General features: G+C 43.8%; 14 protein-coding genes. 4 read left to right on the top strand and 10 right to left on the bottom strand.

The annotated features are described in order from the left end of the window. Window positions 1-168 precede the first annotated feature (168 nt). Both L6494_RS08715 and L6494_RS08710 read right to left on the bottom strand, forming a co-directional pair. The gene (locus L6494_RS08715; RefSeq protein WP_237993857.1) at window positions 169-843 is read right to left on the bottom strand and encodes a Mo-dependent nitrogenase C-terminal domain-containing protein; all 675 of its coding nucleotides are present in this window, start codon (window positions 841-843) and stop codon (window positions 169-171) included. Between the two features lie 101 nt (window positions 844-944). After that, complete coding sequence (locus L6494_RS08710) at window positions 945-1,529, bottom strand: Uma2 family endonuclease (protein WP_237993855.1); 585 nt, start codon at window positions 1,527-1,529, stop codon at window positions 945-947. A 242-nt stretch (window positions 1,530-1,771) separates the two neighbouring features. On the opposite strand from L6494_RS08710, the gene L6494_RS08705 reads away from it, so the two are divergent. Next, window positions 1,772-3,106: a hypothetical protein gene (locus tag L6494_RS08705; protein WP_237993853.1), complete on the top strand. Its 1,335-nt coding sequence runs from the start codon at window positions 1,772-1,774 to the stop codon at window positions 3,104-3,106. 45 nt (window positions 3,107-3,151) lie between these two features. On the opposite strand, the gene L6494_RS08700 is transcribed toward L6494_RS08705, so the two are convergent. The 7 genes from L6494_RS08700 to L6494_RS08670 form a co-directional block, all read right to left on the bottom strand. After that, window positions 3,152-4,513 carry a DUF3370 domain-containing protein gene (locus tag L6494_RS08700; RefSeq protein WP_237993851.1) on the bottom strand — a complete coding sequence of 454 codons (1,362 nt, stop codon included), beginning with the start codon at window positions 4,511-4,513 and terminating at the stop codon, window positions 3,152-3,154. 89 nt (window positions 4,514-4,602) lie between these two features. Continuing rightward, complete coding sequence (gene rppB, locus L6494_RS08695; RefSeq protein ID WP_237993849.1) at window positions 4,603-6,066, bottom strand: two-component system sensor histidine kinase RppB; 1,464 nt, start codon at window positions 6,064-6,066, stop codon at window positions 4,603-4,605. Next, window positions 5,999-6,697 carry a two-component system response regulator RppA gene (gene rppA, locus L6494_RS08690; protein WP_237993847.1) on the bottom strand — a complete coding sequence of 233 codons (699 nt, stop codon included), beginning with the start codon at window positions 6,695-6,697 and terminating at the stop codon, window positions 5,999-6,001. Before rppA ends, rppB begins: the two co-directional genes overlap by 68 nt. A 53-nt stretch (window positions 6,698-6,750) precedes the next feature. Beyond that, a complete protein-coding gene (locus L6494_RS08685; RefSeq protein WP_237993845.1) occupies window positions 6,751-6,906 on the bottom strand; it encodes a PIN domain-containing protein in 156 nt (51 codons plus the stop codon). Further along, complete coding sequence (locus tag L6494_RS08680) at window positions 6,896-7,123, bottom strand: hypothetical protein (protein WP_237993843.1); 228 nt, start codon at window positions 7,121-7,123, stop codon at window positions 6,896-6,898. Before L6494_RS08680 ends, L6494_RS08685 begins: the two co-directional genes overlap by 11 nt. After that, complete coding sequence (locus tag L6494_RS08675) at window positions 7,101-7,358, bottom strand: type II toxin-antitoxin system VapB family antitoxin (protein ID WP_237993841.1); 258 nt, start codon at window positions 7,356-7,358, stop codon at window positions 7,101-7,103. Before L6494_RS08675 ends, L6494_RS08680 begins: the two co-directional genes overlap by 23 nt. Before the next feature lie 166 nt (window positions 7,359-7,524). After that, the gene (locus tag L6494_RS08670; RefSeq protein WP_237993839.1) at window positions 7,525-8,559 is read right to left on the bottom strand and encodes an alpha/beta fold hydrolase; all 1,035 of its coding nucleotides are present in this window, start codon (window positions 8,557-8,559) and stop codon (window positions 7,525-7,527) included. A gap of 439 nt (window positions 8,560-8,998) precedes the next feature. Between L6494_RS08670 and L6494_RS08665 the strand changes: the two genes are divergently transcribed. Together L6494_RS08665 and L6494_RS08660 are read left to right on the top strand one after the other, a co-directional pair. Further along, entirely contained in the window at window positions 8,999-9,661 is a 663-nt protein-coding gene (locus L6494_RS08665; RefSeq protein ID WP_237993836.1) for a cobalt transporter, read from the top strand. Window positions 9,662-9,666: 5 nt separating this feature from the next. Then, entirely contained in the window at window positions 9,667-12,795 is a 3,129-nt protein-coding gene (locus L6494_RS08660) for an efflux RND transporter permease subunit (RefSeq protein WP_237993834.1), read from the top strand. 224 nt (window positions 12,796-13,019) lie between these two features. Here L6494_RS08660 and L6494_RS08655 read toward each other — a convergent pair whose 3' ends face one another. Continuing rightward, window positions 13,020-13,532, bottom strand: a complete 513-nt coding sequence (locus L6494_RS08655; protein WP_237993833.1) for a pyroglutamyl-peptidase I family protein — start codon at window positions 13,530-13,532, stop codon at window positions 13,020-13,022. 58 nt (window positions 13,533-13,590) lie between these two features. Between L6494_RS08655 and hisH the strand changes: the two genes are divergently transcribed. Continuing rightward, window positions 13,591-14,226 (top strand): imidazole glycerol phosphate synthase subunit HisH, encoded by a 636-nt coding sequence (gene hisH, locus L6494_RS08650; RefSeq protein ID WP_237993831.1) that lies wholly within the window; start codon window positions 13,591-13,593, stop codon window positions 14,224-14,226. Window positions 14,227-14,302: the final 76 nt, after the last annotated feature.

The raw sequence follows: 14,302 nt of genomic DNA, 5'->3' as shown, positions 1-14,302 counted from the left end.
TTATAAGTTTTTAATTGACTCTTTATCCCTCATTACTTGATTTTTAATTCCTAACTTTATTAATCCCTACTCCCCACTCATTACTCATTACTCATTACTCCTCACTCATTACTCATTACTCATTACTCCTCACTCCCCACTCACTACTCAGCACTCATTACTCACCACTCAAATATATGGTGTCACATCTTCTTTACATTCATCTGCCAAATAAGAGAGGGCGCGGAAGCGTAAACCTACGAGTTGTTCATATATTGGGTTAATTTTACACAATGGCGGAATGTGGACGATTTTACGCCCAAATAGGGTGACATCTCGCTCAAAGGGACATTGGGAAGGAATCATTTTACACAAAAACCGGGCAACTCTGGGGTCTTTGACATCTAACCCATCGAGCCAATCCCGTAGAGGGTTGAGGACATCAGGACAGGGGGCTGTAAGTTCTGCTGCTACCAGAGGATTTACTTGTTCTTTTTCTTCTAGGGTATGGCGTAGGGCTTCTAGAATGTCGTCCGGTTCGCCTAGGGCTTGGCAAAATTGATGCAGCACTTGATCTTCGCTAGAAGAATATGTACCATCTGCGATCGCTACCATCACAGCTGTACGCAAAAAAGTTTCCGCAGCTGGTGTATTTTTACCCAAAACAGCAGCTAATTCTTCTGGTGTAATTATTTCCAGCGAATCCCAGTCAAGACAAGGGGCTAATTCATCTTTGGTAATAATGGCAATTGATTGCTGTTCTTGTTCATCAAAGTTACCATCAGCCCAAGCTATTGTTAGCAGTCCACGCAACCAAGCGGTTATCTGTTCACTAGTGTAGGGAGATTGAACAACACTTGTCATAAACTTACGTCTTGTGGTTTCCTCAGTCCATAATAAGCTACTGTTATTGAGGGTAAACTGTTACAAGGCTAACTAAGCAGCTTTTAAGATTTGTTTTGTCTTTACCCTTGAGGTTGGGGTAATTCAAAAGTTATATCTTCGTATATGTCCGCGATCGCACACCGAAAATCTATACTCGCTAAATGTATTTCCTGATCTTTTCCGTAGGGATGAAGTACCCATTGGCCATCTTGGTTGCGGCGAAAACAATCAACGTTCGGCCGATTTTGACTAACTAAAACATATTCTTGCAGTGATTCCATGTGTCGGTAGTCAGCAAATTTATCTCCTCTGTCAAAAGCTTCTGTGGAAGGTGATAGCACTTCGATAATTAAGCAAGGATAGCGGAGAAAATTATCAAAGGCTTTATCTCGTTGGTCACAACTGACAATAACATCGGGATAGTAATAAATGTTGCGTGATTCAATGTGGGCTTTGGTGTCTGAAATGTAAGCTTGACATCCACTTCCTCGTAAGTGATTTCTTAGCCTTGAAGCAATATTTAAAGAAATTACTACATGAGTATTACTAGCCCCAGCCATTGTATAAACCTCTCCTTGGCGGTATTCATGTTTAATGGGACTGGTTTCTTCGCCTTTGAGATAGTCTTCTGGGGAAATATAGCTATAGCTGGGATTTGCAATCATCTGAATTTAAAGTGGGTGTAGGGGTATGGGGGTGTAAGGGTATAGGGGTGTAAGGGTGTAGGGGTGTAAGGGTGTAGGGGTATAGAGGTGTAAGGGTGTAGGGGAAAAGAGATATTTTGTATTTTATAACTTGTCAATAAGTCAACCTGCTCAATGTATATTATGACAAATCTAGCTGTTGCTAGATGCTGTGATTCTCTCGTCAGCCTTAATCTACAGCTATTGTACCGAGAGACAGACTTGTGGATAGGATATTAGAGCGATCGCACGAACTCAAACAAGCTTTATTAGATTTCGTTTTGGATGCAGAAGGGGAACTAGCACAAGCATTAGAAACTTATGCAGCCGAACACTCGCGCCGTGGTAGTGGAGATAGTACGCAGCAAGACTTAACTATTGATAGCTTTCTCATTGAAGGGAAAGTTGGAGAGCAATCACCAATAGATTTATTTATTAAACAGTATACAGACATTACAGAGAGCGATCGCCTGCTACTTCAAAACTGGCATTATAGTTTTATGGGTTTATTTGCTATTACTCAAATTGAGAGCGATCGCTTAGAGTTAAAAAACTGGTTAACAGATAAATATTATCTTGTAAAACCCAATAACAACCAAATATTACAGGCAATTTCACGATTAAAACTAGAGGAAATATTATTAACCAGAATTGCGCCTATTACTGATGAATACTGGACATTTTTTGGACAATACACCCTGCTGGGTAAATTGGGTAAACCGAAATTAGCTGTAGCTATTGGTAACTTTAAGGAAAACTATAAAAATCATCTTTATAGTGATGCTCCCAATTTACTAGAAGCAGCTTGGCAGTCTGTATCCCAATACCATGAGCAGTTTATTGAATTTTTTGGTAGCGATGAAATTACACTACCCGGATATCAACTTAATCAAAAAATTGGTGAATTTCAAGAGTTAACCGCAGAGAAACGCTTGTCAGCACTAGGAATTGATCAAAGTAAATCTCTAAGTGAGTTAGCAGCAGAAACTGGTGTTTCCGAAGCAGAAATTCAAGCAGCAGCTAAAGAAACTGGTGCTGATGCCAAATTAGTGTCGCAGATATTTAATAATAAAAATGGCAGTAGTAAAATGGTGATGCCAAAAGTTGATTTACCTGCCGAACTAAAAAAAGCTGAACAAGTGACCGCTATTTCTCATCCCCATTGGGGACAAATGTTTTTACCAACATATAGTAAATTTCAAACACTATTAACAGCAGAAAATTGGCAAACTGTTGAAGGTGCTGAGAAATTAATTCGTCATTACCTCGAAGATAAAAGTATTAATGCTTTTATTTGGCATCGTTTAGCTGGAAATTATCCCACTTCTTTAGAAAAAATATTACAAGATTACTTGCAACGCCCAGAATTTAGCCTGAGTAATGACTTAGACAAATTACTGCAAGAGTTCAATAAACCCCTCAAGCCAGATTTACCAGAAATTGCCAGTGTACCCCTACATCTGCACGAATTATTTCAAGCGGCTGTCGTCGAAGTTCATAAGTCTAAACCCCAGGGGAAAGGGAAACAAAAACCAGTGAAAGGGTTTGGTAATTCGTAATTCGTAATTAATATTGGATTTTTCTCCCCCTGCTCCCTGCTCCCCTTATTTCCCCTGAGTCGAGACTGTTAACACCTGCGGCGGTGTCGCATCAGGGGGATAGAGAAAGTCTACTTCGACTAATCGGCGATCGCCTGTTTTCATGTTTAATACAGCTAATGCTTCCCCTGGTTGTCCTCTCCTCTGCACTAGGTGGATAAAATTAGTCTTAGGCTGTCCATTATCGTCTCTATGTCGTATCCGCACACTTCCCCTAAAGAAGACTTGACGGGCTGGAGTAGTAAAAAAGCGCAGTCCGGGTTTTGTCAGTCGGTCTTCTTTAAGTGGCGTTTGTATAGATATACTCACAGTCTGGGAGGTGGGTGTATTGTTATACAAGGGTAATTTTAAACTATATTGAATAGCATAATTCCCGTGTGCGCGATAAGCGGTGTCAGGATAACGTACCAAAAGCGGCGCACTTTGAATTTGCTCTGTTCCTAAAGTTCCACCATGCAGTGTGCTAAGTGCATAAGAAAATGCTTGTCCTGGTTGGGGAATAGTTAAAGACTTGGCTTTGGGACTATCAACTATAAAGGCTCGCCATTGCGCCCCACGCCCTACCCCAGCGACTCGTCCATAAATGCGTGGCTTACCAGTTTCTTCTAAGGGTGTAGGTACTTTATCGCGGGGACTAGATACATCACTATTATTTAATAAATTTTGCCACTCTTCTAAAGTCGGCGCACGTTCACTACCATCAGTATTGGTACGGGCAAACATAGCCAAACTTGCTGCATAGACTGTACCATTACTCCGCAGTCTTGCCAACGTTGACCTACCGTTGAGAGGTGGTGTGAGTCCTTTCACGGGAATGGGTTGATTGAGTAACATTCGACTTTCCCCGGCGGGAATGACGATTTGGTCAGGGAAAATATCTTGTCGTCTTCCTCTGAGGACATCTAGCATAACGCGATCGCCTGGGCCAGCAAACACATTACCCAACAAATTTGGACTAAAAGCGGGTAACTGAATAAACGGTGCATCCGGTTGACTTAAATAACTCGCCCCTTGCAACACATTCACTGTTACTGATTCAGCCGTGGGGTTATGTAAAATTATCCCTAAATATAATGAGCGCAAATCCTCCGGCGGATCAGCTTTGGCGACATGGTGAGCAAACACATCAAATCTACCGCGAAAGGGAAAATTCAAATGGGCTGATGGTGCTTTTTTCCCCTCTGTGGGAAATGTGGAAAGTAAGATCCCTTCTTTTAAAACCAATTCTGGACTATTGCTATTAAATGTTGGTACTGCATCTAACTGTCCTGGTAACGGGCGCACTTGTTGTGGTTTTACCACTTCTTCCGGTGGTGGTGCAGCAGGAGTAGATTGAGCGACGAGTAAGCTTAGTAATAAATCTAACATAGCATAGAAAGTTTTATGGCTTTAAGAAAGTTTAACAAACCAAGACATCCAGTTACGTAAAAAACGCAATTTCGGAAGTTGATGTATGGTCAATTTTCTATACATTTATTAGAAGATAAAACTTTCATCTCTAGCGTAAAAATACTACCTTTTCCCACCTGACTTTCAACTTTCAGAATCGCTTGATGTTTTTGGGCGATCGCCACAGCTATAGCTAGCCCCAATCCTGTGCCTCCGGTTTTACGAGAGCGGTCGCCATCAACACGGTAAAAGCGATCAAAAATTCGCTTTTGATCAGCAAGCCCAATCCCAATCCCCGTATCTTTCACCGCAATAACAGCAGTGTAATCACTCTTGACTAAGCTAACAGTTACATATCCCCTTCTAGGTGTGTACTGGATGGCATTGGCAATCAAGTTTGACACTAAACGGTAAAGTTGCGATTCGTTCCCTAGAGCATAAACCTCACAAGTGGGAATTTGGGAGGTTAAGTTAATATCAGCAACAGTGGCAAGCTCTAAAAATTCTTCGGTCAAATCGCTCACCAAATCATTTAAGCAACAGGGCTGAAAAGGTTTTGCCCCTACATTTTGCTCAAGTGAATTTTGCTCAAGACTGGTTAACAAGAGTAAGTCTGCAATCAAATGGCTCAACCTCCGCCCCTGTCGCTCAACAGTATGAAGCATTATTTGCATATCTTGTTGATTTGACTGCGGTATGCGGAGAATAGCTTCCACAGTCGCCAACAGACTAGCCAGGGGCGATCGCAATTCATGGGCAGCATTAGCGGTAAACTGTTGCTGTTGCTGATAGGACTGGTAAATCGGTTGCATGGCTAATCCTGAAAGCCACCAACTGGAAGTAGCAACCAAGCTTAGAGCTATAGGCAAACCAATCGCCATAATCCATTTAATTCGCCTGATTTCCGCATCAAAATGTTCTAAAGTGCGCCCAATTTGCAAATAGCCCCAGGATGATTCAGCATTGGCTTCATTATTTAAAGGATGGGTATTGGCACTATGCAAAATCGTGGTGAATTGATGATAGCGAATACCCTTAGTCGTGCGAAAAGTTTGCCATGAAGTGCGGTTGAGATTTGGCGGCAGAGATAGCGGTTGATTGGGTGAAAAAGCCAGGAGTTTCCCTTGATGATTGAACAGCCGAATATAATATGTAGTGCGATCGCTGATGCCGATGGTGTGCCGTTGAATCAGCGTTGGGGTAGCCTTACAAGGTTGTCCACTCAAACAAAGATCGGGAAAAATTTGTTGCAACACAGCAGTCGGTTCTTCAGAAGGCGGTAACAGTGGTTCGACGCTATCGTGTAAAGTTCCGGCGATTGATTCAATTTCGCGCTCCATTGCTGCCCAGTTTGTTTGTACCATTGCTCGATACATCCCCAAGCCAGAAACACTCAAAATCACGCCCATGACTCCGGCATACCAGAGGGCTAACCGTAGACGACTGCGCCGAAAAAGAGAGTAGCTATTCATGTTGAGAATTAAAGCGATAGCCAGCACCGGGAACAGTTTCAATCGGGCAGTAACAGCCATGATTTGCTAACTTGCGCCGTAATAAGCGCATTTGCGCCGCAACTACATTACTAATCGGTTCTTCGTCCATGTCCCAAAGTTGATGACGCAATTTACTACCGGGAATGATGCGATTGGGGTTCTGCATCAAATACATGAGCAGCTGAAATTCTTTGGTGGTTAAGGGAATGACTAGGGGCGTAGATCCATCTGAATTTACTCGTAGGACATTGTTTGCTGTATCCAGAGTAAAACCTGCAACAGTCAGGGTAGAAGGTTGTAGTTGAGGCGATCGCCTCTGAAGGGCCCGCAACCGTGCCAGCAATTCTTCCATCACAAACGGTTTGACTAAATAATCATCCGCGCCCGCATCCAGCCCCGCCACGCGATTTTCTGGCTGACCCAAAGCAGTCAGCATCAGCACTGGTAAGGGATTTTGGTGTAGTCTGAGCTTCTGACATAACTGTAATCCCGACATTTCGGGAAGCAGCCAATCAACAATAGCAACTGTGTATTCTGTCCACTGGCTTTCCAGGCACAGCCATGCTTCAGTGCCATCTGTTACCCAATCCACCACATATCTTTCGCTAATCAGGACTTGCTTGATTGCCAGTCCCAAATCCGGTTCATCTTCCACAAGTAAAATTCGCATTGCTCCAGGGAAATCAAGCACGAAGCTCTGATCTTACAAAAACATCTGTCATTTCACCTGGATTTCATCCTGGCTCCATAACACAACTCACCAATCACAAAACTTGGAATGAAAACTTCGTTGGCTTGAGCAAGATTGCTTTTGACGATCGCTTCATCTGCAAAAAGAGCAATGATGATGTTGGTATCGAGCAAATACCTACCACTCATCGACATCTACCCGTTCACAATCCTGCTTGATCGCCTCACGCATTACCTGGAGATCGTCCGGAGGGATTGAACCTGCAAAACGTAGTAATTGCTGCCCTGGAGTTCCTCGAACTTCAGCTTTTACTAACGCTTGAGTAAATTCAAGCACTCGTTGTTGCAAATGCTGCGGCATTATTTCTAGCCGTTTGATCACTTCATTGATAATGGAAACACTCATTCTCTCCTCCTTCAGCAACATGACGATTTTCACGTAGGGCTTGATAATCAAAACCTGGGGCAAATTGAATCTGTCCCGCAAGGTCGAGAAGGTTTTTCTTACGGCGCGATCTCACGAATTTTTGTAGAGCAAGATTCATCAATTCTTCTTGGGTGGTGAGGTTAGTCAGTTGAAAAGCTTCGTTGAGAAGCGATTCATCAAGGTTAAAGGTAATTTGTATAGATGACCAACCCACCTCTGGGCGTATCTTTGTTAGTTGGCTGCTATATAAATCCTAGACAAGTCTAGACATTTATTTCTTACTTCACTGGGAGCATGGGAGCGGTTATCCCTCAGTAAGCTTTCAAGGTTTAGCCAACCTCGATAAATTAATTAAAGGCGAATCGCCACTTCTTATTTAGTTACAACTCATGATCCCGTAAAACTTCGTTTACGACATCATGAATAGCATCTATGATCAATTCTGGCTGATCAAAATACATGAGATGACTGCTCTCCTCTGAAATAATATGTCGGCTCCTCGCAGATAGGGCTGAAAGTTCAGCTTGGAGTTCTTGCCAAACGCCTCTTTCCTTTTGAAGATACTCTTTCGTAAAGCCACGGGGAACCTTATCCAAGGGAACGGGCTTCGCTGCTGTCAACACAATTAAGGGGCGATCGCCCAATGATTTCCTTCCTTTTACTCGATGCAGATTTTCATGAAACAATTTCGCTTCAGCTTGCACTGCACGGACAGATTGCGGAAAAAAGGCTTTAAGCTTTGGTAGCATTTCTGGAGGAATGCGTTTAGCGTTGGGATTCGGTAAATGATGACTTAAGCGCAGGATTCCCATTGTCGCCAATTGCCGGGTCAACCATAAGTTGATTGGGGAAGGTTTAAGGTTTACTGGTGCAGGAGGAAAGCGCTCCTCCTGTTCTGGATGGGCTGAATCCACCAAGATCATGCCTACCACTTCATCAGGATACCGTTCAGCAAAGACCCGACTATAGATACCGCCCATAGAAAGCCCCACCAACACATAGGGTGGGTTAATACCAGCCTGATTCAAAGCTGTATGTAAGTCTTGGGCAATTTTGTCTGCTGTAGGAGGATGTGGGCTGGGGTCACTCCACATAATTCCTGCTCGATCGTAGGCACAAACCTTTGTAAACTGGGCTACAGGCGGATGCACTTTTCCCCAACCTAGTGAGCCAATCGGCCCTAGCCCATCTTCTAATACAACTGTCACATCTCCCTCACCCTCACAATGCAGGTGCAGTTTGCGTTGCCGAAGCCTCTTAGAATCAGAATCTCCAACATCGACTAATTGACCTGGTGGCGGGTACTTTTTTGCCAAGTAGATTCTTGACCAATACTCATAAAGAAAAAGTCCTAAAAACAGGATGATCACTGGAAATAGAAAACCTATGGCAATCCATTTAAACCAAAATTTCATTAGATTCTAGGTTTTTCAACAAAAACCATTATATATCAAGCATTACAACGAACTCCTGTCTGAATATACGGAAAACTTCTTTTTTACATCCCTATCTGGGTATTACACCGAACTTTTCCGTATAACCACCTTTCACGGGAGGATTATATGGAATTTTTCCGTATATCCCTTGGTGTTACCAAGAATTTTGCCGTATAACATCCTTAGCAATTTCTTAGTGATGCGTGGATCACTTCTTCTTGTTTGAGCATAGGTTTTACCAATCACATCGTAGAATGCCATCCTGCCTCCTCAAATCTTTAGCACCTGCTTATTATTTAACACCCCCACGAAGCTCTGATCTTACAAAAACTTCTGCCATTTCACCTGGATTTCATCTGCCCTTTGGCAAACTATGAAGAACTTTTGTTTAATTAAGTATCCATTGTGAGGAGTGATTATGAAACCTTTTATGCTAGTGAGTTCCATTCTGGCAGCCAGTTTAATTATCAGTGCTCCCACAGTTGTATTTGCTCACGTTGGACATGGTGATGAATTTCAAGCAACGGGCGGCATTGATCGCGTGAAAGTCAATTCCCAAACCGATCAACTATTAGGTATTGTTGTCACGCCGATCGCCTCCTCTGCCAAAGCTGGATCTGCTGTCATGATTCCGGTGACGGCATTGGTTGATGCTGATGGCAAGCAGATAGTCTTTGTGCAGTATAAGAATTTTTATGAGCCAGTAGAAGTCACCACCGGCGCGACTAAAGGCGAACTAATCGCTGTCACCAAAGGATTGTCAGTTGGGGAAAAGCTCGTTACCCAAGGTAGTTTGTCGCTCTATGCTGAATCGCGCAAAACTCAAACCGCCGATACAGCACCCAGTCCAGTTGCAAGTGCCACTCCTAAAACTGATGCAGCCCATGCTCAGGCAGATGCTAAAGGAATACCTCATAGCCATGATGCTAGCGGTAATCTCGTCTCACAGGCTGGTGAAACAACTCAGCAATCGGGCGGATTCCCAATGGGTATTGTAGCAGGAGTTGGTGGTGGAGTTGTGCTTGTGGGCGGAGCGATCGCCCTTATCGTAGGCAATCGCAAGAACAAGGGAGGCGTTTAATTGAGATGTTGAACTCCATTCTCAATCAGATTCTCAAAACCTCAATTGTCCAGCGTTGGTTTATAGTTATCTGTGCGATTCTAGTAACGGTCTGGGGAGTGTTCACTGTCACCCAGATGCCACTGGACGTTTTTCCTGAATTTGCGCCCCCCCAGGTGGATATTCACACCGAAGCAACTGGATTAGCTCCAGAGGAAGTGGAATCACAAATTACCGTGCCGATTGAAAGCGCGGTGAATGGTTTGCCGGGGGTGACTACGGTGCGTTCTTCCTCCAAAGTCGGGCTATCGATGGTGCAGGTGGTCTTTGACCAAGAAGCCGATATTTATAAAGCCCGGCAATCGGTAACAGAACGACTCCAGCAGGTGACAAATCAGTTACCTGAAGGGGTGCATCCGCCGGAAATTTCACCGTTAGCATCGCCATTGGGTACGATTTTACAGTATGCCTTTACTGTGAATGGGCAGGGGAAAACCTCGCTGATGGACTTGCGCCGTCTGGTGGATACTACCCTGAGCAACCAAATTTTGTCTGTACCGGGAGTCACCCAAGTCACCGTTTACGGTGGGGATGAACGACAGGAACAAGTGTTAGTTGATCCAGAAAAATTGCGATCGCTCAATGTTTCGCTGACCGAAGTGACCAATGCTGCCAAAGGCGCAAATTCCAACGCTCCTGGTGGATTCTTAATTGGTGGTGGTCAAGAACTGTTGGTGCGGGGTATTGGGCAGGTAAAATCAATTGCAGACTTGCAGCAATCTGTGGTCAAGGTGCAAGAAGGGAAACCGATTTTGCTCAAAGATGTGGCGGAAGTCAAAACGGGTGCGGCACTGAAGCGGGGAGATGCTAGTTTTAATGGGCAACCGGCTGTGGTAATGATGATTAACAAACAGCCTGATGTTGATACCCCCACGGTGACAAAAGCAGTAGAAACGGTGTTGCAATCTTTGCAATCCACCTTTCCCCCTGATGTGCAGTTGGCGCGGACGTTCCGGCAGTCTAACTTTATTGATACTGCCATTGCCAATGTCAGCAGTTCCCTAATTCAAGGCATCATCATCGTGTCAGTGATTATGCTGTTATTTCTGATGAATTGGCGTACTGCCGTAATTACTCTGAGTGCAATTCCTCTGTCACTGTTGATTGGCTTAATGTTCATGAAAGCTTTTGGCTTGGGCATTAACACTATGACCTTGGGCGGTTTAGTCGTAGCCATTGGTTCAGTTGTGGATGACTCAATCGTGGACATGGAGAACTGCTATCGCGGACTGCGAACCAATCAGGCGCAGGGCAACCCGAAGCATCCCTTTCAGGTAGTGTATGAAACCTCTGTACAGGTGCGGTTAGCCGTGATTTTTTCCACGGTGATTATCGTAGTCGTGTTTGCACCAATTTTTAGTTTGACGGGCGTTGAAGGCAACATTTTTGCACCGATGGGTTTTGCATATTTGCTTTCAATCTGCGCGTCTACTTTGGTGGCCATGACCCTTTCACCTGCCCTGTGTGCAATTCTGCTGGCAAACCAAACCCTACCGCAAGAAGGTACATTCATTTCCCGTTGGGCAGAACGGTTGTATCGTCCATTGTTAAATCTATCGCTGCGATCGCCTCAAATTATTCTGGGTGTAGCACTTGCAGCCTTGGTTGCTGCTTTTGCGATCGTTCCCTCCCTCGGACGGGTGTTTCTCCCCGAATTTCAGGAGAAATCATTGGTCAATTCAATGGTTTTATTTCCAGGGGTTTCCCTAGATATGACCAATCGGGCTGGGATAGCACTGTCTAGTGCGCTTAAAGATAATCCTTTGTATGAGTGGGTGCAGATACGGGCAGGACGCGCTCCAGGAGATGCAGATGGGGCGGGGGTGAGCATGGCTCATGTGGACGTAGAACTGAGCGATCGCGCCCTCCAAGACCGCGAAGCCAGTATTAAACAATTGCGGCAGGAGTTCAATAAACTGCCTGGTGTAGCATCTAATATTGGTGGATTTATTTCTCACCGCATGGATGAAGTGCTGTCTGGGGTCAGAAGTGCGATCGCTGTGAAAATCTTTGGCCCTGATTTAATTGAACTGCGAAAGATTGGCGAACAAGTGCGAGATGTGATTCAGCCCATTACCGGAATTGTAGACTTGCAGCTTGAACCCCAACTGCCCATTCGTCAGGTACAAATTCATTATGATCGCACGGCTGCTGCAACCTATGGATTGAGTATGGAGCAGTTATCAAACGTTGTGGAAACTGCCTTGAATGGTCGTGTAGTGTCGCAAGTGGCAGAAAATCAGCAGCTTATTGATATTTCTATCTCTTTGACGGAGAAAGCCCGCAATAGTTTAGATGCCATTCGCGCTATTCCCATCATTACCCCAACTGGTCAAACTATCCAACTGGGTGCGGTTGCGAAAGTAGAGTACGGGATGGGAGCAAATGTTGTAAATCGGGAAGATGTATCACGGCTGATAGTTGTTTCGGCAAACGTCGCCGATCGCGATTTGGGCAGTGTCGTTGGCGATATTCAGTCCCAAATTCAACAGAAAATCAAACTCCCCAATGGCTACTTCATCCAGTACGGTGGACAGTTTGAGTCAGAGCAGCGTGCTACTAATAATCTACTGGTATTTAGTATTTTGGCAGCGATCGCCATTGCGGTGTTGATGTTCTTCTCCGTTAAATCACTCTCCGCGACAATCGCCATCATGCTCAATCTGCCTTTGGCTTTGGTGGGTGGTATTATCTCCATTGCCTTGAGTGGCGGTGTGATTTCGATCGCTTCTCTAATCGGTTTCATTACCCTATTTGGTGTTGCTGTCCGCAATGGCTTGTTGTTGGTAGACAACTATAACAATAAGTTTGCTCAGGGAATGCTCCTTAAAGATGTGATTGTCAACGGTTCTCTAGAACGAGTTAATGCCATTTTGATGACTGCACTCACTTCTGCGCTAGGGATGCTGCCTTTGGCGATCGCCAGTGGGGCTGGAAATGAAATTCTGCAACCCTTGGCAATTGTCGTTTTAGGCGGTTTATTTACATCTACAGCTTTGACTTTATTAGTTATTCCGGCTCTCTACGCCAAATTTGGCAAACAGTTGATGCCTCAACAGAAACCCGTTTTGATTAACCAAACATGGTCAAACTAATAAAAATGATGCTGTGATTGGTACTTTCAGAACCACCTTCACTTTCTAAGGTTGACAATCCTACGGCTAAAGCCGTGGGATTTTTGCTACTCTGCGGGAACACTACGCGAACACAAGAATGCCCTGTATGAGTTTGAGGTTTTTTTATGACTCAAAAATGTTTAAGTCCCGATAGTCAATATAATTTCCCTTGTCTACCCTGCTCCCGCTTTGACGCTAGCGACTTATAAAAGTGCGATATTGTGAATAATTAATAAGAAATCTGTCAAAATCTCTATAAAATTTTCTTGATTTAAAACTGGAACATGAACAAATATACAATGTGCCGCCAGTTTATTTTGTTCTAAGTAGTTCAGTACGGAATAATAAAGGCCTTCACAAACAAATTTACCGCAGTCGTCACTAATATAAGTTGCCTTTGCTCCTGACACTAATTTTTTGACATCAATTGTTGTCTGTAAAAAGCTTTCTCCACGCCTAGCACCAAGTTCTAGACTTAATTTTTGCCGACTAGCAGCCATGCCACAACAGACGATGTAATCTGGTTGGTATGTCTCTATTTTTGCCATCACCCGATAACTAGCAAGCTCGATATCTACAGGTAACAGGCGCAAAAATTTTAAATCATAGGGGAGTGAGTCAAGTTTAGAGACTTCAAATAATAAATCATCAGAAGAATTTGAGTGCTGATCATCAAGCCAAGTGTCAAAAGAAGTTAATAGTATTCTTTTCTTCATGGAAAATATTATTTAGAATAGAAAAACCCTCCATAAATAATTTACAAGGAGAAAGTCGATGCCAGTTATTGCGGTTGTAGACTATGACATGGGAAATTTGCATTCTGTTTGTAAGGGATTAGAAAAAGCTGGAGCGACTCCTAAAATTACTCATTCCCCCAAGGAATTAGCTCAAGCCGATGCCGTTGTCTTGCCAGGAGTGGGAGCATTTGATCCGGCAATGCAACATATCCGCGAGCGAGATTTAGAGCAACCGATTAAAGATACAATCGCATCTGGCAAACCCTTCTTAGGCATCTGTTTAGGACTACAAATTCTCTTTGAATCCAGTGCCGAAGGAACGCAACCAGGACTAGGAATTGTCAAGGGAAAAGTGCGGCGGTTTGTCCATGAACCGGGAATTACAATTCCCCACATGGGTTGGAATCAGCTGCAATTAACTCAGCCAAAAAGTATTTTGTGGGAGCATTTACCCCATGACCCTTGGGTATATTTTGTGCATTCCTACTATGTTGACCCTATTGAGGCGCAAATCCGGGCTGCAACTGTTACCCACGGTACGCAAACCATTACAGCTGCCATTGCCCATGAAAACCTGATGGCAGTACAATTTCACCCAGAAAAATCCTCGAATATTGGGTTGCAAATTTTGTCTAATTTCGTTTCGCAAGTACGGGAAAAAATCGCCGCATAATATGAAGTTAAAACTTAGAGGTTCTTCATTTGTCCTCAGTCATTATGTTTTTGCTACATACTATTGACTATTAACT

It is taken from the genome of Nostoc sp. UHCC 0870 (assembly GCF_022063185.1).
Lineage (GTDB): Bacteria > Cyanobacteriota > Cyanobacteriia > Cyanobacteriales > Nostocaceae > Trichormus.
Note: the sequence above shows the minus strand (reverse complement) of the source record. Positions and strands in the feature narration are given on the sequence as shown.